The 26,825-nt window shown below is 36.0% G+C and carries 27 protein-coding genes and 2 pseudogenes; 19 read left to right on the top strand and 10 right to left on the bottom strand.

What is annotated here, in order from left to right; genetic code table 11:
* Positions 1 to 51 precede the first annotated feature (51 nt).
* From ACG59Z_RS06205 to ACG59Z_RS06170, 8 genes and pseudogenes are all read left to right on the top strand, one after another.
* Positions 52 to 795, top strand: coding sequence for a GntR family transcriptional regulator (locus tag ACG59Z_RS06205; protein WP_032026327.1), 744 nt, complete (start codon positions 52 to 54; stop codon positions 793 to 795).
* A gap of 28 nt (positions 796 to 823) precedes the next feature.
* Positions 824 to 2,557, top strand: a complete 1,734-nt coding sequence (locus tag ACG59Z_RS06200) for a fumarate reductase/succinate dehydrogenase flavoprotein subunit (RefSeq protein ID WP_400198437.1) — start codon at positions 824 to 826, stop codon at positions 2,555 to 2,557.
* Between the two features lie 20 nt (positions 2,558 to 2,577).
* Positions 2,578 to 2,823: a ferredoxin family protein gene (locus ACG59Z_RS06195; RefSeq protein ID WP_400198435.1), complete on the top strand. Its 246-nt coding sequence runs from the start codon at positions 2,578 to 2,580 to the stop codon at positions 2,821 to 2,823.
* Between the two features lie 19 nt (positions 2,824 to 2,842).
* Positions 2,843 to 4,273 (top strand): ABC transporter substrate-binding protein, encoded by a 1,431-nt coding sequence (locus ACG59Z_RS06190; protein WP_400198434.1) that lies wholly within the window; start codon positions 2,843 to 2,845, stop codon positions 4,271 to 4,273.
* Positions 4,274 to 4,307: 34 nt separating this feature from the next.
* The gene (locus tag ACG59Z_RS06185; RefSeq protein ID WP_400198432.1) at positions 4,308 to 5,162 is read left to right on the top strand and encodes an ABC transporter permease; all 855 of its coding nucleotides are present in this window, start codon (positions 4,308 to 4,310) and stop codon (positions 5,160 to 5,162) included.
* Between the two features lies 1 nt (position 5,163).
* A pseudogene (locus ACG59Z_RS06180) lies at positions 5,164 to 6,004 on the top strand (ABC transporter ATP-binding protein).
* Positions 6,001 to 6,999, top strand: a complete 999-nt coding sequence (locus ACG59Z_RS06175; protein ID WP_400198430.1) for a HEAT repeat domain-containing protein — start codon at positions 6,001 to 6,003, stop codon at positions 6,997 to 6,999. The pseudogene ACG59Z_RS06180 and the gene ACG59Z_RS06175 overlap by 4 nt, the downstream one beginning before the upstream one ends.
* On the top strand, positions 6,983 to 7,264 hold the full coding sequence (locus tag ACG59Z_RS06170; protein WP_400198428.1) for a gamma-butyrobetaine hydroxylase-like domain-containing protein: 282 nt from the start codon (positions 6,983 to 6,985) through the stop codon (positions 7,262 to 7,264). Before ACG59Z_RS06175 ends, ACG59Z_RS06170 begins: the two co-directional genes overlap by 17 nt.
* Before the next feature lie 39 nt (positions 7,265 to 7,303).
* Here ACG59Z_RS06170 and ACG59Z_RS06165 read toward each other — a convergent pair whose 3' ends face one another.
* Positions 7,304 to 8,590, bottom strand: a complete 1,287-nt coding sequence (locus ACG59Z_RS06165) for an MFS transporter (RefSeq protein ID WP_400198426.1) — start codon at positions 8,588 to 8,590, stop codon at positions 7,304 to 7,306.
* A 516-nt stretch (positions 8,591 to 9,106) separates the two neighbouring features.
* Between ACG59Z_RS06165 and ACG59Z_RS06160 the strand changes: the two genes are divergently transcribed.
* Positions 9,107 to 11,311 carry a TonB-dependent siderophore receptor gene (locus tag ACG59Z_RS06160; protein ID WP_400198425.1) on the top strand — a complete coding sequence of 735 codons (2,205 nt, stop codon included), beginning with the start codon at positions 9,107 to 9,109 and terminating at the stop codon, positions 11,309 to 11,311.
* A gap of 55 nt (positions 11,312 to 11,366) precedes the next feature.
* Here the strand turns inward: ACG59Z_RS06160 and ACG59Z_RS06155 are convergent, their stop codons facing one another.
* Positions 11,367 to 12,785 (bottom strand): aspartate ammonia-lyase, encoded by a 1,419-nt coding sequence (locus tag ACG59Z_RS06155; protein ID WP_263613684.1) that lies wholly within the window; start codon positions 12,783 to 12,785, stop codon positions 11,367 to 11,369.
* A gap of 414 nt (positions 12,786 to 13,199) precedes the next feature.
* On the opposite strand from ACG59Z_RS06155, the gene ACG59Z_RS06150 reads away from it, so the two are divergent.
* The 4 genes from ACG59Z_RS06150 (at position 13,200) to ACG59Z_RS06135 (ending at position 16,505) form a co-directional block, all read left to right on the top strand.
* On the top strand, positions 13,200 to 13,385 hold the full coding sequence (locus tag ACG59Z_RS06150) for a hypothetical protein (protein ID WP_396479142.1): 186 nt from the start codon (positions 13,200 to 13,202) through the stop codon (positions 13,383 to 13,385).
* A 90-nt stretch (positions 13,386 to 13,475) separates the two neighbouring features.
* The gene (locus ACG59Z_RS06145) at positions 13,476 to 13,697 is read left to right on the top strand and encodes a hypothetical protein (RefSeq protein ID WP_000668585.1); all 222 of its coding nucleotides are present in this window, start codon (positions 13,476 to 13,478) and stop codon (positions 13,695 to 13,697) included.
* 777 nt (positions 13,698 to 14,474) lie between these two features.
* On the top strand, positions 14,475 to 15,371 hold the full coding sequence (locus ACG59Z_RS06140; RefSeq protein WP_019459097.1) for a LysR substrate-binding domain-containing protein: 897 nt from the start codon (positions 14,475 to 14,477) through the stop codon (positions 15,369 to 15,371).
* 237 nt (positions 15,372 to 15,608) lie between these two features.
* Entirely contained in the window at positions 15,609 to 16,505 is an 897-nt protein-coding gene (locus tag ACG59Z_RS06135) for a LysR family transcriptional regulator (RefSeq protein WP_004887299.1), read from the top strand.
* 60 nt (positions 16,506 to 16,565) lie between these two features.
* On the opposite strand, the gene ACG59Z_RS06130 is transcribed toward ACG59Z_RS06135, so the two are convergent.
* From ACG59Z_RS06130 to ACG59Z_RS06110, 5 genes are all read right to left on the bottom strand, one after another.
* Positions 16,566 to 17,738 (bottom strand): thiolase family protein, encoded by a 1,173-nt coding sequence (locus tag ACG59Z_RS06130; RefSeq protein WP_400198421.1) that lies wholly within the window; start codon positions 17,736 to 17,738, stop codon positions 16,566 to 16,568.
* Between the two features lie 65 nt (positions 17,739 to 17,803).
* Positions 17,804 to 19,213, bottom strand: a complete 1,410-nt coding sequence (locus tag ACG59Z_RS06125) for a short-chain fatty acid transporter (RefSeq protein ID WP_400198419.1) — start codon at positions 19,211 to 19,213, stop codon at positions 17,804 to 17,806.
* 115 nt (positions 19,214 to 19,328) lie between these two features.
* On the bottom strand, positions 19,329 to 19,970 hold the full coding sequence (locus ACG59Z_RS06120) for a 3-oxoacid CoA-transferase subunit B (protein WP_151683074.1): 642 nt from the start codon (positions 19,968 to 19,970) through the stop codon (positions 19,329 to 19,331).
* 1 nt (position 19,971) lies between these two features.
* Positions 19,972 to 20,676 carry a CoA transferase subunit A gene (locus tag ACG59Z_RS06115; protein WP_100192943.1) on the bottom strand — a complete coding sequence of 235 codons (705 nt, stop codon included), beginning with the start codon at positions 20,674 to 20,676 and terminating at the stop codon, positions 19,972 to 19,974.
* A 244-nt stretch (positions 20,677 to 20,920) separates the two neighbouring features.
* Positions 20,921 to 21,802 (bottom strand): LysR family transcriptional regulator, encoded by an 882-nt coding sequence (locus tag ACG59Z_RS06110; protein ID WP_086223826.1) that lies wholly within the window; start codon positions 21,800 to 21,802, stop codon positions 20,921 to 20,923.
* Positions 21,803 to 22,078: 276 nt separating this feature from the next.
* Between ACG59Z_RS06110 and ACG59Z_RS06105 the strand changes: the two genes are divergently transcribed.
* Positions 22,079 to 22,480, top strand: coding sequence for a J517_1871 family lipoprotein (locus ACG59Z_RS06105; protein ID WP_400198415.1), 402 nt, complete (start codon positions 22,079 to 22,081; stop codon positions 22,478 to 22,480).
* Positions 22,481 to 22,732: 252 nt separating this feature from the next.
* On the opposite strand, the gene ACG59Z_RS06100 is transcribed toward ACG59Z_RS06105, so the two are convergent.
* The 3 genes from ACG59Z_RS06100 to ACG59Z_RS06090 form a co-directional block, all read right to left on the bottom strand.
* The gene (locus tag ACG59Z_RS06100) at positions 22,733 to 23,146 is read right to left on the bottom strand and encodes a hypothetical protein (RefSeq protein WP_400198414.1); all 414 of its coding nucleotides are present in this window, start codon (positions 23,144 to 23,146) and stop codon (positions 22,733 to 22,735) included.
* Between the two features lie 104 nt (positions 23,147 to 23,250).
* Entirely contained in the window at positions 23,251 to 23,676 is a 426-nt protein-coding gene (locus ACG59Z_RS06095) for a hypothetical protein (RefSeq protein ID WP_400198412.1), read from the bottom strand.
* Positions 23,677 to 23,743: 67 nt separating this feature from the next.
* Positions 23,744 to 24,007, bottom strand: coding sequence for a hypothetical protein (locus tag ACG59Z_RS06090; RefSeq protein ID WP_198308053.1), 264 nt, complete (start codon positions 24,005 to 24,007; stop codon positions 23,744 to 23,746).
* Positions 24,008 to 24,237: 230 nt separating this feature from the next.
* On the opposite strand from ACG59Z_RS06090, the gene ACG59Z_RS06085 reads away from it, so the two are divergent.
* The 5 genes and pseudogenes from ACG59Z_RS06085 to ACG59Z_RS06065 all read left to right on the top strand — a co-directional run bounded on the left by ACG59Z_RS06085 (position 24,238) and on the right by ACG59Z_RS06065 (position 26,608).
* Positions 24,238 to 24,681, top strand: coding sequence for a BLUF domain-containing protein (locus ACG59Z_RS06085; RefSeq protein ID WP_198308052.1), 444 nt, complete (start codon positions 24,238 to 24,240; stop codon positions 24,679 to 24,681).
* Positions 24,682 to 24,787: 106 nt separating this feature from the next.
* Positions 24,788 to 25,060 (top strand): annotated as a pseudogene (locus ACG59Z_RS06080) (glutamate 5-kinase); the annotation flags it as partial.
* A gap of 173 nt (positions 25,061 to 25,233) precedes the next feature.
* Positions 25,234 to 25,587, top strand: a complete 354-nt coding sequence (locus ACG59Z_RS06075; RefSeq protein WP_198308087.1) for a hypothetical protein — start codon at positions 25,234 to 25,236, stop codon at positions 25,585 to 25,587.
* 219 nt (positions 25,588 to 25,806) lie between these two features.
* A complete protein-coding gene (locus tag ACG59Z_RS06070) occupies positions 25,807 to 26,064 on the top strand; it encodes a hypothetical protein (protein ID WP_227602585.1) in 258 nt (85 codons plus the stop codon).
* 127 nt (positions 26,065 to 26,191) lie between these two features.
* A complete protein-coding gene (locus tag ACG59Z_RS06065; RefSeq protein ID WP_151988127.1) occupies positions 26,192 to 26,608 on the top strand; it encodes a hypothetical protein in 417 nt (138 codons plus the stop codon).
* Positions 26,609 to 26,825 lie beyond the last annotated feature (217 nt).

Raw genomic sequence — 26,825 nt, 5'->3', positions numbered from 1 at the left:
TGAAACATTTTAAACATTATTTGCTCAAGTTGTTATAACAGGTTGTGAGCCGTGAGTCAGCTACCCCAAGATCCCAAAAATCATAAGCCTCTTTACGATCAGTTAAGGGAACTCATCCTTAACAAAATTGTGAATGGCGAATACGCCGTGTTGAGTCAAATTCCATCTGAAAACGAGTTTGCTGAACAGTTCGGTGTAAGTCGAATCACAGTTCGCCAAGCACTCAACCAATTACAGTTGGAAGGCTATATTTTTAAGGTGCCGGGTAAAGGGACCTTTGTAAGTAAGCCAAAAACGTTCCAGAACATCTCAAGTTTGCAAGGTTTTGCGGAAGCAATGTCATCTGCTGGTCACGAAATTTTAAACCGTGTCATCTCGGCCGAGCTTAAACAGATCCCGATGCACGTTGTGCCCAAATTAAAGTTACCTGTTAAAGCCAATGTGTATGAAATTCAACGTGTTCGTTTGCTCAACCGTCAACCAGTGTCGTATGAGTTGACTTATTTGCCAGAACATATTGGTTTGAAGCTTAAAGAAAAAGCGATTGATTTACGTACAACCGATATTTTCAAGGCATTAGAACAAGAGTGCAACATCCCTTTGGGACATGCGGATTTAAGCATTGATGCCACGGTGGCGGATGAAGAATTAGCGGCTCTGTTGCAAGTCGAAATCGGAACTCCTGTATTACGGGTCGAACGTTTGACTCACGATGCAAATGGCCAACCGATTGACTATGAATATCTCTATTTCTCGGGCGATACCTTCCAGTACCGTTTACGTATTCATCGTTAATAGCTCAGATAAAAATAAGGATTTTACAATGGAAACTAAATATCTTGAGTTCGATATTGTGGTGATTGGTGGTGGAACTGCTGGACCAATGGCTGCGATTAAAGCAAAACAAGAAAACCCCAATTTAAAAGTCTTGCTCATTGAAAAAGCGAATGTAAAACGCAGTGGGGCGATTTCAATGGGAATGGATGGGCTGAATAATGCTGTCATTCCGGGCTACGCAACACCTGAGCAATACACCAAAGAAATTACGATTGCCAATGATGGAGTGGTTAACCAAACCACTGTATATGCATATGCGAAGCATAGTTTCACAACCATTCAACAGCTCGATCAATGGGGCATTAAGTTTGAAAAAGATGAGACAGGCGAATTTGCAGTAAAAAAAGTACATCATATGGGGGCATATGTTTTACCAATGCCCGAAGGTCATGACGTTAAAAAAGTTTTATATCGTCAGTTAAAGCGAGCCCAAGTCAAAATTAATAATCGGATTGTCACCACAAAGCTTTTAAAAAATGAGCAAGGTGCAATCAATGGTGTACTTGGTTTTGACTGTCGTAGTGGTGACTTTTACGTCATTAAAACCAAAGCAGCCATTTTATGTTGTGGCGCCGCAGGGCGTTTAGGTTTGCCATCTTCCGGCTACTTAATGGGTACTTATGAAAATCCAACCAATGCAGGTGACGGCTATGCAATGGCATACCATGTCGGTGCTGAGCTAGCCAATTTAGAGTGCTTCCAGATTAATCCACTGATTAAAGACTATAACGGCCCAGCTTGTGCTTATGTGACCGGTCCTTTAGGAGGTTATACCGCCAACAGTAAAGGCGAACGTTTCATTGAATGTGACTACTGGAGTGGTCAAATGATGTGGGAGTTTTATCAAGAATTGGAAAGTGGTAATGGTCCTGTTTATTTAAAAGTAGATCATCTGGCCGAAGAAACAATTCAAACCATTGAAGAGATTCTACATACCAATGAACGCCCAAGCCGTGGACGTTTTCATGAGGGCCGAGGAACCAATTACCGTCAAGATATGGTGGAAATGCATATTTCAGAAATTGGTTTCTGTAGCGGACATAGTGCTTCTGGCGTATGGGTAAACGAAAAAGCCGAGACTTCGGTTAAGGGATTATATAGCGCTGGCGATATGGCGGCTGTACCTCATAACTATATGCTTGGTGCATTTACTTATGGTTGGTTTGCAGGTGTAAATGCCGCGCAATACGTAAGTGCAATTGAAGATAGCGAATTAAACCAAAGCGAAATAGAAGCAGAAAAAGCTCGAATATTTGCACCACTGAATTGCTCAGAAGGTTTACCTCCAGAACAAGTGGAATATAAGCTGCGCCGTTTTGTAAATGACTATTTGCAGCCCCCTAAAACTCGCCAAAAAATGGAAATTGGGCTCAAACGTTTTGAAGAAATTAAACAGGATATTAAGCGAATCTCTGCCAGAAACCCGCATGAATTGATGCGTGCTGCTGAAGTTTCTTTTATTCGAGACTGCGCGGAAATGGCTGCTAGAGCTTCACTGTTTAGGGAAGAAAGCCGTTGGGGACTGTACCACTATAGAGCAGATTTCCCTCAAAAAAATAACTCGGATTGGTTCTGCCACGCGCATTTGAAAAAAGATGAACACGGCAACATGGTCAGTTTCAAAAAGCCAATCGAACCTTATGTGGTTTCGATTAATCAAGATGAAGCTGTGTCGTATGACCGTTTACGCATTCAAAAAGATGTTGCTCTAGCAGACTAAATAAATCAGGAATTCAAATCATGGCTTTTATTTTTAAAGAAGTACAGCACCGTACTGTCGCACCAGTTATTATCGATGAAGATAAATGTATTGCTGATAAAGGATGCACAGTCTGTGTAGATGTTTGTCCAATGGATTTATTGACGATCGATCCAATAACTCAAAAAGCTTTTATGCAGTTTGATGAATGTTGGTACTGCATGCCTTGTGAAAAGGACTGCCCAACGGACGCAGTCAAAGTAAATATCCCATACCTACTCAAATAATTAATTTGGAATGCTCAACATGAGACAAAATAAATTGATCAATAAAAAACTATTACTCAGTAGCTTAATTGGTGCCATTGTACTTGGCACTTTGGGGTGCGGCAGTAAAACAGAAACTGTGCGTGTCGCCATTGGCACGCAAGACACCACCATTAACTGTGCAACAGGTGGGTTGCTCATTCGTGAATTGAATCTATTACCAAAATATTTACCCAAAGCTGGTGAATACAAGAATGTTAAATATGACATTCAATGGAAAAACTTTACCTCTGGTGCACCACTTACCAGTGAGATGGTGGCTGGGCGTCTAGATTTGGGGGCAATGGCTGACTTTCCTGCTGTTAATAATTTAGCAGCATTTAAAAAAGCTGGAAAAGAAAGCATATTTTTAGCGCCATTGTCAGGCAGTATTAATGGTAGCGGTAATGCGATTGTTGTTCCAATTGATTCAAAAGTAACTTCACTTAAAGAGCTAAAGGGGCAGACTATTTCTGTACCTTTTGCCTCAACTGCTCACGGACTATTATTGCGAGCAATTCAAGCTGAAGGTTGGCAACTTGATAAAGATATTAAAGTGATAGCTCAGGCGCCAGAAGTAGCAGGGCCTGCATTAAAAAGCCATAAGATTGCTGCGCATGCTGACTTCGTACCATTTGGAGAGTTATTTGCTTACCAAGGTTTTGCTAAAAAAATCTATGATGGTTCGCAAGCAAAATCACCTACTTTTCATGGTTCACTTGCTAGCAAGGATTATGCACAGCAGCATCCAGAAGTTATAAAAGCTTATTTACAAGCAACTATTGAAGCGAATCGCCTGATTCGTGAACAACCTGAAAAATATAGTGAACTTATTGCTGAAAAAACCGGTATTCCTGCCGAAGTTGTTTATCTATTTCATGGTCCATTAGGTCTACAAACTCGTGACTTAACGTGGAAACCTGAATATCGAAAAGCGACTCAAATTGCGATAGACACCTTAAAAGTTTTAGGAAAAAACGACGGTACGCTTGATGTAAATAAATTTATTGATGACCAATATATTAAGGATGCATTTCAGGCATCTGGACTTAATTACAGCCAGCAACTCGCTGACTATGCAAAATCACCTTTGGTTGCCAATGACGCTTTAACGGGCCAACCCATCAAAACATTTGATCGGGTGACTCAAATTTGGGTAAAGGGTGAAGAAAAAGTTCGTAGCTATGAAACACCTGAGCATGCTTTTTCTGATTTAAAGAAAATTCAAGCCGATGGAAAAACGGTGCGTGTGGTTTATAGCCAAGATCATCAGTCCGACATTAAGTTACTTGCCAATTTGGCATGGTATGCCACAGATAAAGCAGGACAAATTCAGGCCTTTTTATTAAAAGATGATGCTGAAAAATGGGCTAAACAACAAGGCGGAAAAGTATATGACTTTAAAGCTATTCAGCTTGTAACACAGAGCTGATGTGTTGTCTTACCTAATGAGCAGGAGGTGACGAATGAGTAGTTTAGTCCAAACAAAACCTAAAAACCAAAGTACATTTTTGATTAAATTTTTTCAGCAGTTGAGATCATATCCGGCGCATTTAAAAAGCTATGCGATAGCTTTTACATCGATAGTTTTCTGGATAGTCATTTGGCAAGGACTTGCTCAGTTTAAAATAAATTTAGGTATTGTGAACTTTAGCAATGTACCCACACCTTTAGATGTTATTCATGCCCTGTGGGCTTTCTTTCAACTCAGCACTGCATTTGAACATGTTGAATCTAGTGTCTTTCGCGTAGTGACTGGTTTTGTGCTTGCTGCTTTAATTGGTGTAGTTATTGGTTTGTTAGCAGGACGTTATCAAAAACTTGCTGCATTTCTAATGCCGCCATTAGAAGTATTACGTCCAATACCAGCAGTTGCATGGATTCCTTTAGCAATTCTGATTTTTCCATCATCAGAAGCTTCCATGATTTTTATTACGTTTATTGGGGCTTTATTTCCAATTTTATTAAATACGGTACATGGCGTTGGTGCAGTTGACCCAAGGCTCGTTGCATCTGCAAAAAGTCTAGGTGCTTCTGATCTAGCTATCATTTATGAAGTCATTATTCCGGGGGCATTACCTAACATTATTACTGGTTTATCTATTGGAATGGGCACTTGTTGGTTCTGTTTAGTGACGGCGGAAATGATTTCTGGACAACACGGAATTGGATACTTCACGTGGGAATCTTTCACCTTGCAAAACTATAGCAATATTGTGGTTGGCATGGTGTTGATCGGAGCGTTAGGTATGTTTAGCAGTACATTGGTGCGTGTGATTGGAAACCGATTTACCCCATGGTATCAACTGAGGAAATCATAAAATGTCAATTACACAAGGCCATGTGCGTATTCAAAATCTATCGCTACATTTAGGGCAAGCTAAAAATCGTTTTCAGGCATTAGATCGGGTTAATTTCGAAATACAACAGGGCGAGTTTATATGTTTACTTGGCCCATCTGGTTGCGGTAAATCCACATTATTAGGTGCTTTGGCAGGGCACTTACCCATTAGTTCTGGGACTTTAACGGTCGATAATGAATCTATACTTGAACCACATCCAGACAGAGGTTTGGTGTTTCAGCAACATACCTTATTTCCATGGAAAAGCGTGCTCGAAAATATTGCCTTCGGTTTAAAAATGAAAGGCATCGCTAAACAAAAGCGTATTGAACAAGCTCAGAAAATGATTGATCTAGTCGGACTTAAAGGTTTTGAACATAAATTTCCAGCTGAACTTTCTGGTGGCATGCAGCAACGAGTTGAAATTGCGAGAGTATTGATTAATCAACCTCGTATTTTATTAATGGATGAGCCTTTTGGTGCGTTAGATGCTCAAACTCGTTTAAAAATGCAAATGCTATTACTCGAAATTTGGCAAGAAATTCAAACGTCGGTTTTATTTATTACCCACGATATTGATGAGGCACTTTTCTTAGCTGACCGAGTGTTGATTATGAGCCATCGACCGGGGCGAATTATTGAAGAAATTCCGCTTAAGTTTGAACGTCCAAGAGACATTGAGCTTGTAACAAGTAGTGAATTTACAGCTATTAAAAAACGTTGCATCCAGACTTTAAAAGAAGCAACTCAACAAGAAGAGTTAAGCCGTTTAAATCCATTAGGGCTTGGAAAGAAATCACAAATTTAAGGAATACGAATGAGTTTTTATTATCAAGCTTTAGATGACCTCGATGAATATAATCAGGAATTTCTTGCGCAGCTCAATCATGCAGATGAAAAGATACGCTTTGTCGCTTTAATGAATATTGGTGATGAAGAAAATCCGGATTTACTTCCGTGGCTGCATACAGCACTACAACACGATTCTTCAGCTTTAGTTCGTGAAGAGGCAGCAAAAAATTTAGAAAGCTGGGAAGACCCAACCAGTTTGCAAGTATTGGCGCAAGCCTTATTTGATACAGATGTGAATGTGAGACAAGCTGCCAGCCAGAGTTTAAGTGAAGTCAAAAATCCGGCATCGGCCCAGATACTGGCACCGTATTTAAAGCATACGGATACTTTTGCTCTTGGTGCAATTCTGCGTGCTTTAAAACCTTTACGACCACAGCAATTATTTGAAGAGATATCTGCTTTGGTACATCATGAAGATGCTCTTGTACGCCGTGAGGCAGTCAGTGCATTAAGTTGGTTACAACAAGACCAAGCAATTACGATATTGGCAAAAATTGCCGAAACAGATTTAGATGATGAGGTCCGCCGTATTGCAACAGGCGGTTTGGCTTATAGTCAGAGCATATCAGCTGAGGTGATCCAAGCACTTCAACATTCTTTAACCTCGGAAAGTTGGCAACTAAGAGTGGAAGCTGCACTTACGATTGGAAAATTACGTATTGTTCAGCTCGAAGCTCCTTTAATTCATGCTGTATTAGACTTGTATTGGCAAGTACGTATTGCAGCAGTACGGAGCTTGGGACTACTTAAATCACATCTGGCAGTTGCTCATTTGACTGATAACTTTAATCATGAAATTAGTAACTTGCGTAAAGAAGTTGCTTTAGCACTCGGTGAAATTGGTACCGCAGAAGCTCAGAAGCTATTGGAACAACATCAAAATGATCCAGATCCTGAAGTACGAAAAGCGATTCGTATTGGATTAAATCAAATTGGTGAGGTGAAGTATGCAAACCAGACCTGATGTCCGTGTCGACACTATAAATAAGCAGGTTCACTTTATATGGACCGATGGCTCAAGCGTATGTCTGAGTCATCAAAGTTTAAGGGAAATTTGCCCATGTGGCTTTTGCCGAGCGAAGCGGATTAAACAAATTAAAATAGAGCATCAAAATGTTGAAGTGATAGCTATGTTTGATCAAGGTTATGGTGCCCAAATTTGTTTTAGCGATGGGCATGATAAAGGGATTTTTCCTTGGGCTTTTTTAAAAGAATTTGCTAAGAGCTAAAAGATGCCTTCTGCTTGGGACAGAAGGCATCTTATTTAATTAATGATCATGTTCTAAATAATCTGGTTTTTTCGGAAGCGCAAGGCTACATAAGAAACAGATAATCAGCATGACAATGACATATATAAAGAAGGTATTTTCAATTCCGGCAGCTTTAAACTGCAAGGCAACCGAAGGCGCAGAACCACCAAACAGCGCATTACCTACTGCATAAGAGAAACCTACACCTAAAGCCCGCACATGAGGTGGGAACATTTCAGCTTTTACCAAACCACTAATAGAAGTATAGAAGCTGAGTAACATCATCATAAAGATAAGTAGCAATGTAATGATGATCGGAGAATCTATATAGGCACGCATCCCGATCACCATGACGGGATAAATAAAAATGGCGGACAATAAGCTAAATGCCAACATTGAAGAGCGTCGTCCAATACGGTCCGAAATTGCACCAAATACAGGTTGAGCACACATATAGACAAATAGGGCGAAGGTCATGATATAACCAACGGTTTTTCCATCCATCCCTAAGTTGGTTAAATAGGTCTTTGAATAAACAGTTTCTACATAAAACGTTAATGAACCGGCAGAGGTGTATCCGACCACCAATAAAAAGGTTTTCCAGTGTTTCTTAAAGAGTTCTCTTAAGCTACCAGACTCTTTACGTTCGCTGTCTTGATGAGAAAGCGTTTCTTCTAAACGACTACGAGCAAGTAAAGATAAAATTGCCGCGATACCACCAATCACAAACGGAATACGCCAACCGCCGTCATGTAATTGTTGCTCACTTAAAAATGCTAACAAAATAACGCCCAGTAAGCTTGCGAGTAACTGACCACCAGAGAGGGTGACATACTGAAAAGACGAGTAAAAACCACGTTGGCCTTTTAAGCCTAACTCACTCATGTATGTTGCTACGGCGCCATATTCACCACCAACCGATAAGCCTTGAAGTAAGCGCACTACAAGTAAAAGAAAAGGGGCAAATAAACCAACTTGATCATAAGTAGGCAAAGCTGCAAATAAAAAGGAGCTTAGAGCCATTAGACAGATTGAGATAATCATCGACTTTTTTCGACCGTGTCGGTCTGCAATGCGCCCAAATATCCAGCTACCAATCGGACGCATAAAGAAGCTTGCAGCAAACACACCCCAAACATAAATAGACTTGGTTGTGCTATCCATATCAGGTGCGGTTAGGGCTTGAGTAAAATAAGCAGCAAATACTGCATAGATATAAAAGTCGAACCATTCAACTAAATTACCAGAGGCTGCGCCTACAATCCCACGTATTCGGCTACGTTTTTCTTCCTGAGTATATGTCATATTTCTTCCATCGTTTTGTAGACAAAAACTAGGAATTTTTTAGGTATGCTACGTAAAAACAGAATGAACTGTTAAAAATCACTCGACCTTGAGCACTTCCTTAAAATTCCTAACCATTCATTTTTTCTAATTTTAAAATTCGATTCTAGTAAGATTACGTCCTTTTGTTCGATTTAAAGAGAATTTAACCAATGATCGAACGTTTCCTTTCACTCAATTTGATAATGAATTGTTTTTAAAATCATTGAGCTAATTTTTAGGTCATATGAGTAGTTGCATTTCTCCTTGCTCGTTTCATTTTGAGCTTAGTTTTATTTTGGCTATTTGATAATACTTAAAAAGTTATAACCTCAATTTCAATCAAAATAAAAGAAATTTATATAATGATGAACTTATAAAAGTTAGTTCAAATTCACTTAATCGAAAAAATACAGAATATGTTGTTTCTCAATATATGTGGCTGTATTCTTGCGTGGCTGAAAATAGGGTAGACAACCATTTTTAGCGCTATAAATTATGCTCGCTATGGCAGGTAACTATTCAATGGAAAGACGTTCGTTAAATCTTCACTTCATGACATGCTCTAAAACGGCATTAGCTTCATCTATTGCACTCATAACATCTGTCGTCTATGCAAATGAAGCGGAGGTTTCACAGCTCCCAACCATTACAGTGAACGCTACACAAAATAATGATGCACTATATACGTCTAAAAAAGTGAGTTTATCTGGTTTTCAAACTGGTGATGTAAAGAAAGTCCCTGCATCTATTACCACCATTACCTCTGAGCGCATAGCAGACCAACACGCAAAAACACTGACCGATGTTATTAAAAATGATTCATCATTGGGCGATGGCTACGCTGCTATTGGTTACTATCCAAACTTTGTAGCACGGGGTTTTGCACTCGATTTAGGCTCCAGTTATCTCATTAATGGCCATACCATACGTGGTGAGCAAAATGTAGCTTTAGAAAATAAAGAACAAGTTGAGATTTTAAAAGGCATTTCTGCTATTCAAAGTGGAATGTCGACACCAGGTGGTGTGGTTAACTATGTCACCAAAAGACCTGCCGATGTTAAAACTATTACGGTCGATGCAAATTCAGAAGGTGGCTATACACTGGCAACAGATGTAGGCGGCTTTTTAAATGATAATTTTGGCTATCGAGTCAATTTAGCGCATGAAAGTATTCACCCAAACGTTGATCATGCAAATGGTAAACGTGAGTTTGGTTCAGTTGCTTTAGACTGGAAAATTAATGAGCGCTCTAAATTATTGTTTGATATTGAAGCGCAACATCAAAGCCAACGTTCGGTACCGGGTTATCAACTACTTGATGGGCAAGAAGTACCAACAAATGTAGATCAAGACCGTTTATTGGGTTATCAGTCGTGGAGTAAACCAGTTGTAAATAACAGTGTAAATGCGAGTTTGAAATATCAATATGCATTTAACGATCAATGGAATGCTAGCTTAAGTGCGTCTCAAAGCCGTGTTGTGATTGATGATAATAGTGCTTTCCCATGGGGATGTTATAGCAGCATTTGTGAAGTTACCGGCTTGGGCAATACTTTTGATAAACACGGTAATTATGATATTTACGATTTTCGTAGTCCAGATGACACACGTATTACTAACCAGTTTGCAGCTGGGTTAAATGGACAATTCAACACTGGCAACATTCAGCATCAAGTAGCTTTCGAATTACAACGTACTTATAAAACCTTAAAGCACCATACACCTCTGAATGTAGCGGTAGGAACAGGCAATATCTATGAAGATACGGTCGACTACAGTCCATCATCAGAAAGTCCAGGTGATCGTTACAAAGCTCTAGAAAGTGATCAGACTGCTTTTACTGTATCTGACCGACTTCAATTTAATGATCAGTGGTCAACTTTATTAGGTGGGAAACTTATTCATCTTGATGAGCAAGCTTATAATTCAGATGGGCAGCAAAGCCGAGATACAGACTTAAATAAGTTTTTACCACAATTAGCGCTCATCTATAGCCCAACTGCTACGACTAATCTGTATGCTTCATATGCCAAAGGTTTGTCAGATGGTGGTGAAGCACCATGGTTTGCTAATAATGCTCTAGAAGTTTTATCACCTAAAAATTCTGAACAATATGAACTTGGGGTTAAGCAACAAATACGCAACTTCTTATTAACAGCAGCTATTTTTGATTTAAAACAAGACAATCAATATAGCAAAGTAAATGCAGATGGAACTTTCGATTTTGTTGACCAAGGTGAACAACACAATCAAGGTATTGAATTAGGTTTAACTGGTGCCTTAACCGATACACTCGATGTAAGTTCAGGCATTACCTATACCAAATCTCGTCTTGTTGATATTGATACTGACAGCTACAAAGATCATCAAACTCAAAATGTACCAAAGGTACGCGCAACAGCACAGTTATCTTATAAAGTACCGTCTGTTGAAGGATTAAGATTACTGAGTGGTATGCAATACAGCAGCAGTAAATATGCAAACAAAGAGGGAACTGCAAAAGTAGGCGGGTACAATGTCTTTAATATTGGTGCTGCTTATAAAACAAATTTTGCTGGGCATGACACAACCTTCAGATTCAATATTGATAACTTATTCAATAAGAAATATTGGCGTGATGTGGGCGCATTTATGGGTGATGACTACCTATTCTTAGGTAATCCACGTACAGCCCAATTCTCTACAACTTTCAGTTTTTAAAATATAGAACAAATAAAAAAGGAGCTTATAAAAGCTCCTTTTTTATTTTCAGGAATTAAGCCGACATTTTTGGTTTAACCATATTATTAATCGACAAGATCTCATCAAGCACTTGTGCTGATAATAAACCTTCATTTTGAACTAAAGCCAATACGCTTTGCCCAGTTTCGTTTGCAGTTTTAGCAATACGAGTTGTAGTTTCATAACCTAGGTATGGGTTAAGTGCAGTCACAATACCAATTGAGTTTTCAACTAAAGCTTTACAGTGTTCAGGGTTTGCCGTAATCGTATCAATACATTTACTTTGGAACATTGCCATTGCTTTACCAAGCAAGTCCATCGATTCAAACAGTTTGAATGCAATAAGTGGTTCCATTGCATTTAACTGTAATTGGCCCGCTTCAGCAGCTAAAGTTACAGCCAAATCATTTGCAATAATTTGGAAGCAAGCAAGGTTCATCGCTTCAGGAATAACTGGGTTTACTTTACCCGGCATAATCGAACTACCCGGTTGACGCGCTTCTAAGTTAATTTCATTAATGCCAGTACGTGGACCACTTGAAAGTAAACGCAAGTCATTGGCAATTTTTGAAAGTTTAGTTGCAGTACGCTTTAATAAACCAGATAAAAGAACAAAGTCACCCATATCTGAAGTTGCTTCGATTAGATCAGGAGCAGACTTAATTTTCTTACCAGAGATTTTTCCAAGTGCTTGAATCGCAAGTTCACGGTAACTATATTCAGTAGTAATTCCCGTACCAATCGCCGTACCACCAAGGTTCATATAAGCTAAAACATTTGGAATAAGCGTATTAATTTGCTCAAGGTCTTTTTGTAAGGTTACCGCAAAAGCACCAAACTCTTGACCTAATGTCATAGGCACAGCATCTTGTAACTGAGTACGGCCCATTTTTAAAATGTGCGCAAACTCTTGAGACTTGTTCAAGAAGCTAAGAATCAAATTGTTAAATGGAAGATTTAATTCATCTAAGCTAAGTAACAAACCTAAACGAATTGCAGTAGGGTATACGTCATTTGTTGACTGCGACATATTAATGTCGTTATTTGGATGCAAGTATTGATATTGACCTTTAGAATGGCCCATATATTCCAAAGCAACGTTTGCCAATACTTCATTTGCATTCATATTAGTTGAAGTACCCGCACCGCCTTGCATCATGTCGATTGGGAACTGGTCATGGAAATTACCACGAATAAGCTGATTACAACTGTATTCAATCGCTTCAAATTTAGTTTGATCTAAGCTTTTAAGATTATAGTTTGCTTCAGCGCAAGCTAGTTTAACCATAGCTAATGCTTTAATTAAATTAGGGAAATTTCCAACTTTGCTATTTGTTAAGTTGAAATTTTCTAAAGCACGTAATGTTTGAACTCCGTAATAATGGTCATTGTTGATTTCTCGATGACCAATAAGATCCTTCTCAATACGGGTAGTAATATCAGCGTTCATCATTAAACTTCGAATTAGTTAAGATGATTCATCTTAGAATTCGAAATGCTTCACTTCTAATGCATTTATTAAAGTAATTATGCATTTTTTGCATAATTAGAATTGAGCTTTACTAAAATGAATAGGGAATAGTTGAGAACTTATAGAAAATAAAATTTTAATAAAATTAAATATATTCAATAATTTATATTGTTTTTTTAATGAAGGGTAAGTCACTAAAGATCAGACAAATTAAAAATTCTGCAGCGAGATAAACAATGATTTCTATTTACAAAGACCATTAAATTAATTGAAGTTTCATGTGAATATTAATTTTAATAAACAAATAATGAGCCATGTTTAATAAATTTTAATAAAATTGTGATGCATTTCACATAAAAATACATATAATACAGAAAATTTTGATTTATTAAGTTTATGTTAAAAGTAACTGCTGCTTTATTAATATTGGGAAGTTTTGCTTGCTATCTCCTGTTGGGAAATGAAGAAAAAACTGAGACCAAAAGTTCACACATGCTTAAAGAAGCTCAGCAATCGATTAAGAATGCTGAACTATCTATTCAAAAAGCAAAACGAAATATCCCTGCTGCATCGTATCAATAACTGAGGCAATAAAGATTATTGTCTATTAAATAATCTTTTGACTGAAATTTTATTAAGATGTAAGCGCTGTAAAGAGACAAATGCATGAGAATGAAGTTTATTGCATATGACCCTAACTCTGGTGAAAAACTAAGCTTGAAAGAGCATATTCATCACATGGATAAATACACAACTTATGTTTTTTTTAGTGATGAAAAAGACAACATGGTATTTAACCCGCAGAAAAAACAGATATTTGAAATCAGTCAATATACTTCAAACATGATGGTTGAAATTTCAAGAAAGTTATACTACTTAATTGGTGAATATTAGTTCATCTTTTATAGATCAGCACGAATATAAGTCATCGTTCTTAGTGATGACTTAATGCACTATGTGTCAGTCTATAGATACTTTAGTATAATAGTCGGAATTGTCTTTTTATCTTATACTCTTCTTAAATATTGTATGAAATACAATTAATTATTATTACTGCTTAAATCCTGAAATGAGGTAAGGTAATCATTTGCTCATCAATTATTACCTTACCGTCTTATTGCAAGAGTAAATAATAATTCTCTTGTTTTTGTGATTAGGCAGAGTAGATGAGATATAAGATTAGATTTTTTAAATACTTTTTATAGTGGAATAGTATATTAATTTAAGAGTCTAAAAAATTTAATCAATAACCTAGGGATTGGTTATTGAAACAGTTCACAGTCCGCATTCTTCCCCAAGGTGCGGACTTTTTTTATCCATGAAATGATTAAATAAAGACCTATACTTATTTCTAAAATTTATCTTATTCAAATACTTTATTTATTTTTATGATGTTTTTTTTATTTATTGATTTCAAATATTTTTTTAGTTGAGTCGAACTTATGTTCATCTCTTAACGTGTTAAAACAAAACCTATTATTTTCTTATTTTCTTTTCTATGTCAGAATTATTAAATACTTCATTTTCATAGTTTGGCTTTGTCCATTCTCTTCTCGCATTTTTGCAGGTACTCCCTATGTTTTACCATTTTTATTCATCACTACATTTATTCATGCTATTTCCCAAAAATATCAATTAATAAAATTATAAATCTAAAAGGGAATAGATAAGATGAATTTAGAAGTGCGTTGGGTAGAGGATCTCCTCACATTAGAACGTGAACGTTCAATCTCAAAAGCAGCAGAGAAAAGATTTATTAGTCAGTCTGCATTTACTCGAAGAATTCAGCAAATTGAAGAAATGATTGGCGCGGAAGTCATCATTAGAAACAACAAGAACAATATCGAATTTACCGACATTGGACGAATTTTGTTAGTCATGTCTAAAAACATTGAAAAGCAGGTAGAGGAGACCGCAAAACTCATCAAAAATATTAAAAATGAAACTGAATCTACCATTCGTTTCTGTGTTGTTCATTCATTAGCTTCAGGTTTTTTAACAACATTTTTAAAGAAATTTCCTACCCTTATTCGTGATTTAAAAATTGAAATTGTCGCAACGAATAGTGGAGAAGGCCTGTCTTTGTTAAAAGAAGGTGCCTGTGATTTCATGATTTGCTATGCAGATAAAAGCAATATTAGAAAAGTTGGAGATGATATTTTAAGTGGTATTAAAATTGCTGAAACAGTTATTGTTCCAGTTTCTGCCACTGAGCCTGACCATAGTCCTAAACATACAATACAAAGTAATTTTGCTTTGCTTGCCTATAGCAAACACGCTTACTTAAGAAAACTGGTAGACCAACTGATAGAAGGTAAACTTGTTTATAAAACGTTATATGAAACGGACAATGCGACTAACTTAAAAGAACTGGTTTTACAGGGTTTAGGAGTAGCATGGATTCCGAAAATTAACGTTGAAGAAGACCTTGCAGCTGGAAAATTGGTTATTTTAGATCAGCAAGAATATTGCCTTGCCCAAGATATTTATATCTTCAAAAATAATTTGAGTGATAATAAATCGGTACAACAAATATGGAATGGTTTTAAAGCCCAGCAAGAACAATAACGCATACTCATTCGCAAGATGAAGTACACGATATTTATATATAAATTAATCAAATAAGTAGATTATGCTTAGGTCTTTACGATGAAAGGCATTATAAAGCATTGCCCCTCGTCTAAGTTCTTTGCTAATTTAGAGTAAATTTCAATAAGTCAAAAGTAGGGTATAGAAATCTTTCTATTATTTCTGCCTGCTTTTGAACTTATTTCACTGGATTATTGAGTCCAAGCGGAGACAATTTTGTTTGATCTAGACAGTAGATTATTAAATATTTTTTATCATATTTATCGGTTCAAAAGTGTTTCAATGGCTGCAGATGCTATTGGTTTAACACAGCCGAGTGTAAGTAACGGTCTAAACAAAATTCGCCAACATTTTAATGATCCTTTGTTTATTCGAGTTGGAAATGAAATGATTCCGACCGAACTTGCAAAGCAGATTTTCCCTCTTATTAGTGAAGTTATTGATAAAGTTGAAAGTATTAATAACTTTAATGTGAACTTCGATCCATTGACCTCAGATCAGCTGTTTACCATTGCAATGACTGATGTATCACATTTGGTTTTATTGCCTCAGTTAACCAACTATTTAAAAGAAAAAGCCCCTCTTATTCGTTTAAATATTAGACCGATTACGCCAGAAACCAGCTATCAAATGGCAAATGGTGAAATTGATTTGGCGATAGGTTTCTTGCCCCAATTAGAAGAAGGTTTTTATCAACAGAAGTTTTTCCGTCAACACTATGTCGTGATTAGCTCAAAAAGCCATCCTCGTTTAGACCCGAATAACTTTACTTTAGAAGATTATATGCGCGAATATCATATCGATATTGATGCAGGTATTGGGCATTATCACATTAAAAATGAGCTGCAAAATAAAGGGTTGGATCGAAATATTTTGATTCGATTACCAAGTTATCTAGGGGTAGGTTTAGTCGTTCAGGAAACAGATGCGATTGCCACTGTTCCATATTATTTAAGCCAAGTTTTATTGGTTAGAGAGAACTTACAGATTTTACCTGCACCGCTTGATTTTCCAACTTATGACGTTAAGCAACATTGGCATATGTCTTGTCACCATAAGAGTAGCCATAAATGGTTCCGTCAAACTTGCTATGAGCTATTTAAAACAGCTTAAGAATTTTATTTATAAAAAGAAGATGCAAGGAAAGTCCTTACATCTTCTTTTATTTTTTAATTAGATTTCAATTGCAACAGCAGTTGCTTCACCGCCACCAATACATAGGGCAGCAACACCTTTCTTTTTACCTAAGCGTTTTAATGCATAAATGAGAGAAAGGATAATTCTTGAACCCGTAGCGCCAATTGGATGGCCTAAAGCACAAGCGCCACCATGTACGTTCACTTTAGCTTCATCAATTCCTAGCTCATGAATTGGTGCCATTGCTACCATTGCAAAAGCTTCATTAATTTCCCAAGCATCTACTTCATCAACTGACCAACCAGCACGCTCAAGCACTTTTTGAATTGCACTAATTGGAGCAATTGTAAATTCGCTTGGATGCTGCGAGTGAGTAGAAGTTGCAATAATTTTTGCTAAAGTATTTAAACCATGAGACAGTGCATATTCTTCAGTAGTAAGTACTAATGCAGCAGCACCATCAGAAATTGAGCTTGAGTTAGCTGCTGTAATTGTACCGTCCTTACTAAAAGCGGGACGTAAAGTTGGAATTTTCTCAAGATTTGCTTTTAATGGTTGCTCATCTTGATCAACAACTTCCACGCCTTTACGTGTTTTTACTTCAACGGGAACGATCTCTTCTTTGAAGTAACCTTCTGTAATGGCAGTTTGTGCTTTTTTAAGTGAAGAAATCGCAAAGTTATCCATTTGCTCACGGGTAAAGCCTTTGGTGTTTGCCATGTCTTGAGCAAAAGAACCCATTAAACGGCCTGTTTCAGCATCTTCAAGGCCATCTAAAAACATGTGGTCCTTAATTTCGCCGTGGCCCATACGGTAACCACCGCGAGCTTTCGGCAAAATATAAGGTGCATTGGTCATAGATTCCATGCCGCCAGCCACAATAATATTGGCACTGCCTGCTTTTAAAGTATCTGATGCCATTAACACCGCTTTCATAGCAGAGCCACAAAGTTTATTAATGGTGACAGCTCCGACATGATCAGGTACACCTGCTTTACGCATGGCTTGGCGAGCAGGGCCTTGACCAATACCTGCACTGAGTACGCAACCGAAAATAACTTCATCTACTTGTTCAGGTTTAATACCTGCACGTTGGATCGATTCACGGATAACAGCAGCGCCAAGTTCTGGTGCAGTTAGAGAAGATAAACTACCCTGAAAACCACCCATTGCAGTACGGCTACCTGAAACTATAACAATTGAACTCATCTTAATATCTCTTATTGGTGTTTTTGCTAAATTTGCCTTTAGCCTAAACCAAAGGCGCCACTAAATTAAAAAGTTGGAGGGGTGTAACTGAGTGTTCTTCCAAAGAACCACAGCAAGAATAAAACTAATGGAAAATGCACAACGAGCTGAGTCACTGTAAACCCAATCACATCTTTTGCTTTTAGCTTTAAAATGCCTAACATTGGAAGCATAAAAAATGGATTGATTAAGTTTGGTAAAGCTTCGGCTGCATTATATATTTGTACAGACCAGCCCAAATGAACCTTTAAATCATTTGCTGCTTGCATGACATATGGGGCTTCAATAATCCATTTTCCACCGCCAGATGGCACGAAGAACCCAAGAATCGCAGAGTAAATTCCCATCACAATTGCAAAGGTTTCTTTTGAGGCGATTGAAACGAAAAACTCAGCTATATAATGCGACAGCGATAAATCTTGACTGTTTAAAGCTTGCGTCATAATAAAGGCGATGCTTCCATAAAGTGGAAACTGAATTAAGATTCCTGAGACAGCCGGAACTGCCTTTGAAACAGCATTTAAAAAGTTTCGTGGTGTGCCATGCAATGCTAGACCAAGCATTAAGAACACAAAGTTGTAGGTGTTAAGGCTTGAAATAGCAATGATTGGATTGCTTTTTGAAAACTCAAAAAACATCCAGATTAAGCCTAATGCGACCACAATAATTGTTAAGATAGGTGAGTTTTCTAACCAGTCGCCTGGACGATTAGATTTCTCATCATGGGGTTTGTCTTCTTCAAACTGCACATCAAAACTATCAATCGTTTTAACATTATTACCTTTTGGAGCTGACCAATAAGCGATTGCGATTGAAACAAGCACCAAAATAATAGTCATCGCAATTGATTGCCAAAGGAAAATCGTTTCAGTAAATGGAATAACGCCAGTTAAGTTATAAATTGACTCAGGTAAACTGGTTTTATTTGCCTGAAGCTGTGCTGCCGAAGAGCTAATTCCCAGTGCCCATGTTGCTCCCATACCAATAATCGCAGCCGCAGCTGCTGCGCGGTAATCCATATTCAGCTCTTTACGTTTTGCTAAAGCAATTACCAAAAGCGCTGTAAGAATTGTGCTAACAGCCCAATTGACCAATGAAATTAGCAAACTAACTGTTGCTACCAAAACAATAGCACCACGACCAGAATTTGGAATACGTGCCATTTTTTGGATGAGATATTTGACTGGCTTAGATACAGAAACTACATAACCTACAATAATGAGCATAGTCATTTGCAGGGTAAAGGGAATAAGACTCCAGAAACCATTACCGAAAGAAGTTGCCACATCGTGAATTGGGGCGCCAATACCCAAAGCGGCAATAGACACAATAATGACGCCGAGTAATGCAAAAATATATGAATCAGGAAACCATTTTTCAGACCAGTCACTAATCCGAAGAGCAAATCTTTCAAAAATTCCTTGCTGTTTTTCCATAGCTGAAAAATCCTTCTCGTTCTTATTTATAAACAGCACATCCGGTGCTTAAAAGGGCTAAGACTCAAGCTCACTTTCTAACTTGAGTCTTGTACAGCTAACTAAATCTTAGAATTTACGCGACTAAGGTTTTATAAAATTCGACACCTGTAGCAGCTTGAATCTGTTCAAGCGTGACATCTTTAGCAAGTTCAATCAGCTCTACGCCTTGCGGAGTAATATCCATTACACCTAAGTCAGTAATTACGCGGTGAACTACACCTTTACCTGTTAAAGGTAAACTACAGTTTTTTACGATTTTTGGTGTACCATCTTTTGCACAGTGTTCCATAAGAACAACAACTTTTTGGACACCAACAACCAAGTCCATTGCGCCGCCCATACCTTTGACTTTCTTACCTGGAATCATCCAGTTCGCTAAGTCACCGTTTTCAGAAACTTCCATTGCACCTAAAATTGCAATGTTGACATGACCACCACGGATCATGGCAAAAGATTCTGAGCTTGAGAAAAAGGCAGCTCCAGCGCGAGCAGTGACTGTTTGTTTACCAGCATTAATTAAATCAGCATCAACCGTTTCTTCAGTTGGAAACTCACCAATACCTAAGAGGCCATTTTCAGATTGAAGCCAAACATTAATATTTTCAGGAATATAATTGGCAACTAGAGTAGGTAAGCCAATACCTAAATTGACATAAAAACCGTCTTCAAGTTCTTTTGCAGCACGTTGTGCCATTTCGTTACGTGACCAAGCCATTTTATACTGCCTCCGTGCTTAAAGTTTTATGCTCAATACGTTTTTCAGGTGACGCATTAAGTACAATGCGATTTACATAGATACCCGGCAAATGGATTTCATCCGGATCTAATTCACCAATTTCAACAACCTGTTCAACTTCTGCGATTGTAATTTTTCCAGCCATCGCACATTCAGGGTTAAAATTTTGAGCAGTTTTACGAAATACTAAATTACCTGCTTTGTCAGCTTTATATGCTTTAACAAGAGCCACATCTGCTGTTAACGATTCTTCTAAAATGTAGTTTTTGCCATGAAAGGTACGTTCTTCTTTACCTTCAGCAATGAGAGTACCCACGCCAGTTTGAGTATAAAATGCAGGAATCCCAGCTCCGCCAGCACGTAACTTTTCAGCTAAAGTACCTTGTGGTGTAAGTTCTACATCAAGTTCGCCATTTAAATATTGGCGCTCAAACTCTTTGTTTTCACCTACATAAGAAGAAATCATTTTTTTGATTTGTTTGGTTTGAAGCAAAATGCCTAAACCAAAATCATCTACACCTGCATTATTCGAAATACAAGTTAGACCAGTTACACCACTTTGCTTAACCGCAACAATTAGTTTTTCAGGAATTCCGCATAAACCAAAACCGCCTACAGCGAGTGTTTGATTATCTGCAATAACATCTTTCAGTGCTGCCTCTGCATTGGCATAAACTTTATTCATTCTGTTGTTTTCCTATATCCCTTAGTAGTTTAGTTTTAGCATCACATTTTGCGTTATAGAAGTTAATTTTTTTAAAGGATTAATAAGTATAATCAATGAATGATATCAAATTCTCAACAAAACAATAGTTTTGCACTGAGCAAAAAATGTTGAAAAATTATCATAATCTACTGAAAACTATAACAATTAATAAATTTATCTTAAATGCATGCTTAATTCATCTTAAAAGACAGTCTTTAATTTTTTAAAATTTATATTGAACCAAAGCCTCAATAAATTGAGTAGAAATATTTGAAATTTCAAAGTTCTTCTTATAAACAATTCCCACAGTCTTATGAATAGCTTCATCCTTTAACTCAATCAACACGTTATGTTCTTTATCAATATGTTTGGCGAAGTGTCTTGGAATTGCACTTACCCCAATACCATAAGCCACAAAACTTGAAAGTGATGAAATTTGGTGACATTCCACTTTTAAATCGAGCGTTATATTATTTCGCAAACAATTTTGCTCAACTAAATAACGAACAATTGAAGGTTTTTGCAAAGTTACGAATGGATTTGAGCAAAGCTCATGCCATGTAATAGAAGATGATTGAGCAAGTGGGTGGGTCTTTGGCAATAGAGCTAAGAAATCTTCTTCAAATAGCGGTTTAAACTCTAAGCCTTCGGTGAGATCAGGTTCAAAGCAGATCCCAAGTTCAAAAATACCGTCTTGTACTTTTTCTATAATGGTCTCATTTGGAATATCGTGAATTGAAAAATTAAGATTAGGGTGAACAGCTAAAAACTGGTGAATTACTTCAGGTAAAATTGCATGGGTCACAAAGGGCATAGAAGCAATACTTAAAGTTCCCCGATTAAGTTTAAAGCGTTGTTTAACATCATTTTCCATTTCATCCCAATTGGCGAGTAATTTTTTTGCATAGGGAATGAGGGATTTGCCTTCTTGGGTAAGCTCAACACGGCGAGTATTACGGTTAAACAGTTTACCGCCTAACTCTTCTTCTAAACTTTTGATGGTAAGACTTAAGGCAGATTGGCTTAGATGTAGCTCTAAAGAAGCATTAGCATAGTTGAGGGTACGTGCAAGAGCTAAAAAAGCTTTTAATTGTTTCAGCGTCATTTCTTACCTTTAGATTACTCAACTTACCTTGAAGAGTAATTTATACGAAAATTTATCTAATATGATGTTTTTTGACAAAAATTAAGAAAAAGAAGTAGAGAACAATGATACAGATTAACTCATAAAACATAAAACCGGACTTTTACCGCCAGTACCTACATTAAAAACTAAATGTAAGATTAATAAATATTAAATACATTACTTAAACTATCTTCGGGTGGTTTTTCATTTTCTGAACTGTTAAATTTCACTCATAATTAAAAATGGATAATTATCATGCAAAAGATAATTGCATTAAGCTTAGTTTTTTTATTAAGTGGGTGTATAAGCCCAACTACTCAAATGGTTAATAATAAATTTAGCCAAATACAGCCTTCAACACCTTCAGTATCAGGTATATGGACGATTTTAATCGGCCCAAGCATATCAACAATAAAACTTGAAGCAGATGGCAATGGAATACTTTGTGATGATACTAGTGGCCATGTTGTATTCAACAAAGTTAAGTATGCAAATAATATGATTTACATTGAAAATGGTATGATTCTAGACGTTAAGACTATTAACAAAGATATAATTGAAGCTAGAACAATTTTAAGTGCCTCTAGTTCAAATATGATCTACAAAGCTGATAATGACTTAAAGGCAGCTTCATTAAAGTGTGTCAAAGAATTATAGATAACCATCTTCATAAACCAGTAGTCGTTTTTTATTGTCTGGAGGAAAGTAAAGATGGCATAAGAATCACGTCTGTTCATTTTTATTGTTAGCGTAGATAATTTCATGAAAAAATTATTTTTTAGGGTTAGTTTCAAGTTTTACTTTTTTTAATGGTTGCTAATCTATAGAACAGTAAACGAAAAATAAAGCAAGCACTTAATGATTGCACCTAAAAGATATTAATATGTAATAAAGAATACTTAATTGTCTTTAAGTTTCACATTTTGAATTATTGGTTTTGAAATGATCTAAATATTCCTGAAATTGAAAGAAAATTGGTTTCGCATCTTTCTGTTGTAAAAGCTTTGGATAGTACTGCATATACACTGCCAGAAGTTTTTGAGCATCTGCAACATAATCACATTCTGCTTGAAGTTTATCTTGTAAATTCTTTGCAAATTTAATTCTTGGTTCATGATGAGCTTTAAAGATATCAACCTGTTTTTTCATTCTTTGGTCAAAAATTTCTCTAGATGCTTTTTCACCATCCGAAAAGAATACGTAATGAAAATCAAAACCCTGCCAATTCAAATCATTTTTAGGTATGTAAATAATTTGTGCTGCATGGATAAATTTATAAGATATTAAGGAAAGAATAATAATTAAAATTGTCTTTTTTATCATTTTTCAACTCTTTTCAAAATTTTAAGGAGATTCTATCAAATAACAAATTTCTCACAATAATATCCAAGACTTAATTTTACGATGATATTAAGCTAAATAAGAGCTTAATTTACTTCCATAGCGCCAGCTAACCAATAACCATAATCTGCGCAAGCTTTAGGAATAAAAGGAGTAACTTGAGTAGATTTCACTTCATATAACCCACCATCTAGTGATATCTGTTCACCAATTACAGCAGATTGATTTGTAAAACCATTAGTAATTTTAAATTTACCATTTTCTAAGTTTTCTAATTTGCTGCCATAGGGCCAAATAATTAGTGGAGCCGTTTGATCTTCAAGTCTGATACATCCATTTTTATCTACTATGAGCTTTCCTTGTGCTGAAGCCATCATTGAAATATTACTTCTCACATTGCTTGTGATAAGTACAGGTTGAATAAAGATATCTTCATTAGTAGCTATAGTAGGCTTTAACATACAAGATGTAAGGCTAATAGTCATTAAATATAATAAGAGTGGTATTTTCATATAATGATTCAAAAACCTTGAAGAATTATCCTTTTCTTAGCTTCCATCGTATCTGTACAGCTATATGTTATGACGGCATGACTTTAGTTTTCTTTGTCAAAATCTTGATAATTTTAAAAACTTGATTATCTAGCTTTATCTTTTGATGAACAGTTGCATTGTCGAGCTGATCCCATAATTCAAATGGGAAAAACTCTGAGCTATGATCAAATACCCATAACCATTGATAACTATTGTTAAGGGTATTTACATCAAAACGTACATCCTGAACTTTGACAATCTTAAGTTGTTTATGATGTTCGTCTTGAAGAATAATTTCATGGTTCTCCATTAGACATCCACAAATTAAAGACAATTCTTGATTTTACTGAAATTAATATTTTCTAGTTAGTTTGTTAAGTTGATATTAATTTACAAAAGATTTCTGGTTGTTAAAGTTTGTCATATTCAAAACGATAATAATCTTTACTCTTGAAATACAAGGTTTTAAATAGGTCAGGTTGTAAGGGTGGTGTGTAGCTGTCAGAATGTCCAACTGACATATATCTTCGAGTTATCGCTATGAGTTTAATAGGCTTTATGTATGCAAGTAAAACCAATAGTGAACATAGTCAAGTAAAACAAGATTTAATTGATATCCTCACAGAAGCAGTCAAATTCAACTCTTATAATGATATTACGGGAGTACTTTACTATGGTAATGGGTATTTCTTGCAGTATTTAGAGGGTGAGAAAGAACAGGTTGAATCACTGTTTTATAATTCAATTTTGAAAGATTCGCGGCATCAGAACTGTGAAATTATCTTTTCGGAACCATCCGAGCAGCGGTTATTTAAGCATTGGAGTATGAAATTTGCGCCTATAAATACCAAAATAAAAGATTTCTTTTTTCATCATCATGTCGATGAGTTTAACCCGTATTTGCTTAACACTACCTCAATTCCACCTTTTATTGAATTGCTTGTAGATCAACCAAATCTTAAAGCTGATCAATATCAGATTTAATCAACGATAGGATATGGATTAGAGTAGTTTTTTCTACTTAAATAGCCCTTTGAAAAGGGCTATTTAAGTTATATGGATTCTTCTACGTATTAAAGGGCTGGATGAAGAACGACCAGAAAAAACAAATGAAAACTCTAAAAATGGAGTTAAAGAAAATTACTCAGATTGTTTAATTCTATTTTGCTTATACAATCAATATAAAATCTAAACCTTTTGGAGCTTGGCCACAGATAAAAAAGTAACTGTGTTGCAGAATAAATTGACTATAATTCCAAAACTTGATGATGAGTGGATAACTTCCTTAGGTTCTTTTCGGGTCATTCATATTCAGCAGGATCCTGCCTCTACTATTTGGAAATGCCAATTGAGGAAGGTATAAATTGAATAGTTTTCACTATCAATTAAAATATCAATTTATATATAAATTACTGTAATTAGATGGCTACAACTACACATAGTTCAATATATATTTCCCGTCCAAGCAATTACGAGGGAGATGGAACTGACGATAAAGAAGAATTTATTGAGACATGCAATATCCATTTTAAAGATCTGTTTAAAGATCAAAAAGCAATCTCTACACTTTCTGAACCTGAAAAAAAATATTTTGATAAATGTGTTTCAGCTTCAAATGATAAATATGCTGCTGAAGAGGTTATTTATGATCTTGGAGTTGGTTTCGCGATACTAATTGTTTTGCTGGGTATAGGATGGGGATTCTATGAGGCGAAAAAATCTTTAAATACTCCAATCATAATTAATCCCAAGGAAAATCCTGAGAATGATACCAATGGAGATCATATTTCTGACGGGATTATCATAGTTTTTATTTCCGTAATTATTGCTGCATTTATTTATCTAATTTTTAGTTTTGTTTCCGGAATATGGATATCGATTAAATATTAAAGTTTCGAGCAAGGTGGATACGTAACCAAAATGTATGAGGACATTCAAATTGTAATATTAATTTATAGATATAAGTTCAAACCCACTTCGGTGGTTTTTTTAGTGTGAGCAATTTAGGAGTTAAGTTGATAAGTACAGATTATATCCCTTTATGGCACTATCGCTATTTCAGCATGTACAGTAAACGCTGGCTAGAAGTCAAAAAGAGATACTTCAGGAGTGGTTATTGCCAAAGAAATTGATCAAAAAGCAATCTCTGTTTCTATGCCAATAGATGGCAAATTTAGAGTTGGACTTTACTCTAATCAGGTTAGTAAAAAAATGGGGCATATCATCAACGGCACAAATTATAGATATCTTAATTTAATTGCTGAAAATGTTCTTAAAAATATTGGCTTTAATGGTGTAGGAATACAATCACCAAATCCTAATTCTAAATTTTTAGGTAAAACTGTTTCAATTCAGTACAGTATTTAACTTTAATTTAACACTAACTAAGTTTTTACTCTCACTACTAAAATTTCATTAAGTTTAAAGCAACCTTTGGGTGGTTTTTCGTTTTCTAAACTGTTAAATTTTACTCATTATTAAAAGGGATAATTTCATGAAAAACATTATTTTTTTAGGACTAGTTCTCAGCTTAATTGGGTGTTCAACAGCTCCAGTTGCTTCAAATACAGCCAAGCCAGTACCTAATGAGAGAATATACAATCAGAACTATTTAAAGAAACACACTCCTGAACAAGCAAAAGTTACTTTTTTAAGAGATAAAGGTTTTTTAGGATCTGGTTGTAGTCATGATATGTATGTTAATAACGAAAAAGTATTCTCGATTCGTTCAAATGAAATAGCTACGATTTATCTTGAGCCCAAATACTATATTTTTAGATTAGAAACAGGCGGTGGAATGTGCCCAAATATTGCCACTTCTCAAGAAACTGAAGTCAAACCAGGCTCGGAGATAGAATATCGAATTTTACTTCCATCTGACTTTAATTTAAGACTAACTCGAATGAAATAAAAGCGTAAGAGCTTGTGTCTAAGGCAGTCGAGTGATATTAAATTTTAATTGAACCCACTCGTCATTAAGTGGGTTTTTATTACTTATAAAAGATTACTGATCTTAGCTAAGAAAATATTCACCAAATTAATTTAAAAAATATATTATTTAATTGTCTTTATTAAATAATATAGAGGTATTAATTTAATTTACTCAATAATTAATAAGTTTTACTAAA

It is taken from the genome of Acinetobacter sp. ABJ_C1_1 (genome assembly GCF_044684115.1).
In the GTDB taxonomy this organism is placed as follows: Bacteria; Pseudomonadota; Gammaproteobacteria; order Pseudomonadales; family Moraxellaceae; genus Acinetobacter; species Acinetobacter nosocomialis_A.
Note: the sequence above shows the minus strand (reverse complement) of the source record. Positions and strands in the feature narration are given on the sequence as shown.

Excerpts from the sequence above, each read along its gene's own strand:
- ACG59Z_RS06200 (WP_400198437.1), top strand. The coding sequence starts at position 824 with ATGGAAACTAAATATCTTGAGTTCGATATTGTGGTGATTGGTGGTGGA.
- ACG59Z_RS06195 (WP_400198435.1), top strand. The coding sequence starts at position 2,578 with ATGGCTTTTATTTTTAAAGAAGTACAGCACCGTACTGTCGCACCAGTT.
- ACG59Z_RS06190 (WP_400198434.1), top strand. The coding sequence starts at position 2,843 with ATGAGACAAAATAAATTGATCAATAAAAAACTATTACTCAGTAGCTTA.
- ACG59Z_RS06185 (WP_400198432.1), top strand. The coding sequence starts at position 4,308 with ATGAGTAGTTTAGTCCAAACAAAACCTAAAAACCAAAGTACATTTTTG.
- ACG59Z_RS06175 (WP_400198430.1), top strand. The coding sequence starts at position 6,001 with ATGAGTTTTTATTATCAAGCTTTAGATGACCTCGATGAATATAATCAG.
- ACG59Z_RS06170 (WP_400198428.1), top strand. The coding sequence starts at position 6,983 with ATGCAAACCAGACCTGATGTCCGTGTCGACACTATAAATAAGCAGGTT.
- ACG59Z_RS06165 (WP_400198426.1), bottom strand. The coding sequence starts at position 8,590 with ATGACATATACTCAGGAAGAAAAACGTAGCCGAATACGTGGGATTGTA.
- ACG59Z_RS06160 (WP_400198425.1), top strand. The coding sequence starts at position 9,107 with ATGCTCGCTATGGCAGGTAACTATTCAATGGAAAGACGTTCGTTAAAT.
- ACG59Z_RS06155 (WP_263613684.1), bottom strand. The coding sequence starts at position 12,785 with ATGATGAACGCTGATATTACTACCCGTATTGAGAAGGATCTTATTGGT.
- ACG59Z_RS06150 (WP_396479142.1), top strand. The coding sequence starts at position 13,200 with ATGTTAAAAGTAACTGCTGCTTTATTAATATTGGGAAGTTTTGCTTGC.
- ACG59Z_RS06145 (WP_000668585.1), top strand. The coding sequence starts at position 13,476 with ATGAAGTTTATTGCATATGACCCTAACTCTGGTGAAAAACTAAGCTTG.
- ACG59Z_RS06140 (WP_019459097.1), top strand. The coding sequence starts at position 14,475 with ATGAATTTAGAAGTGCGTTGGGTAGAGGATCTCCTCACATTAGAACGT.
- ACG59Z_RS06130 (WP_400198421.1), bottom strand. The coding sequence starts at position 17,738 with ATGAGTTCAATTGTTATAGTTTCAGGTAGCCGTACTGCAATGGGTGGT.
- ACG59Z_RS06125 (WP_400198419.1), bottom strand. The coding sequence starts at position 19,213 with ATGGAAAAACAGCAAGGAATTTTTGAAAGATTTGCTCTTCGGATTAGT.
- ACG59Z_RS06120 (WP_151683074.1), bottom strand. The coding sequence starts at position 19,970 with ATGGCTTGGTCACGTAACGAAATGGCACAACGTGCTGCAAAAGAACTT.
- ACG59Z_RS06115 (WP_100192943.1), bottom strand. The coding sequence starts at position 20,676 with ATGAATAAAGTTTATGCCAATGCAGAGGCAGCACTGAAAGATGTTATT.
- ACG59Z_RS06110 (WP_086223826.1), bottom strand. The coding sequence starts at position 21,802 with ATGACGCTGAAACAATTAAAAGCTTTTTTAGCTCTTGCACGTACCCTC.
- ACG59Z_RS06105 (WP_400198415.1), top strand. The coding sequence starts at position 22,079 with ATGCAAAAGATAATTGCATTAAGCTTAGTTTTTTTATTAAGTGGGTGT.
- ACG59Z_RS06100 (WP_400198414.1), bottom strand. The coding sequence starts at position 23,146 with ATGATAAAAAAGACAATTTTAATTATTATTCTTTCCTTAATATCTTAT.
- ACG59Z_RS06095 (WP_400198412.1), bottom strand. The coding sequence starts at position 23,676 with ATGAAAATACCACTCTTATTATATTTAATGACTATTAGCCTTACATCT.
- ACG59Z_RS06090 (WP_198308053.1), bottom strand. The coding sequence starts at position 24,007 with ATGGAGAACCATGAAATTATTCTTCAAGACGAACATCATAAACAACTT.
- ACG59Z_RS06085 (WP_198308052.1), top strand. The coding sequence starts at position 24,238 with ATGAGTTTAATAGGCTTTATGTATGCAAGTAAAACCAATAGTGAACAT.
- ACG59Z_RS06065 (WP_151988127.1), top strand. The coding sequence starts at position 26,192 with ATGAAAAACATTATTTTTTTAGGACTAGTTCTCAGCTTAATTGGGTGT.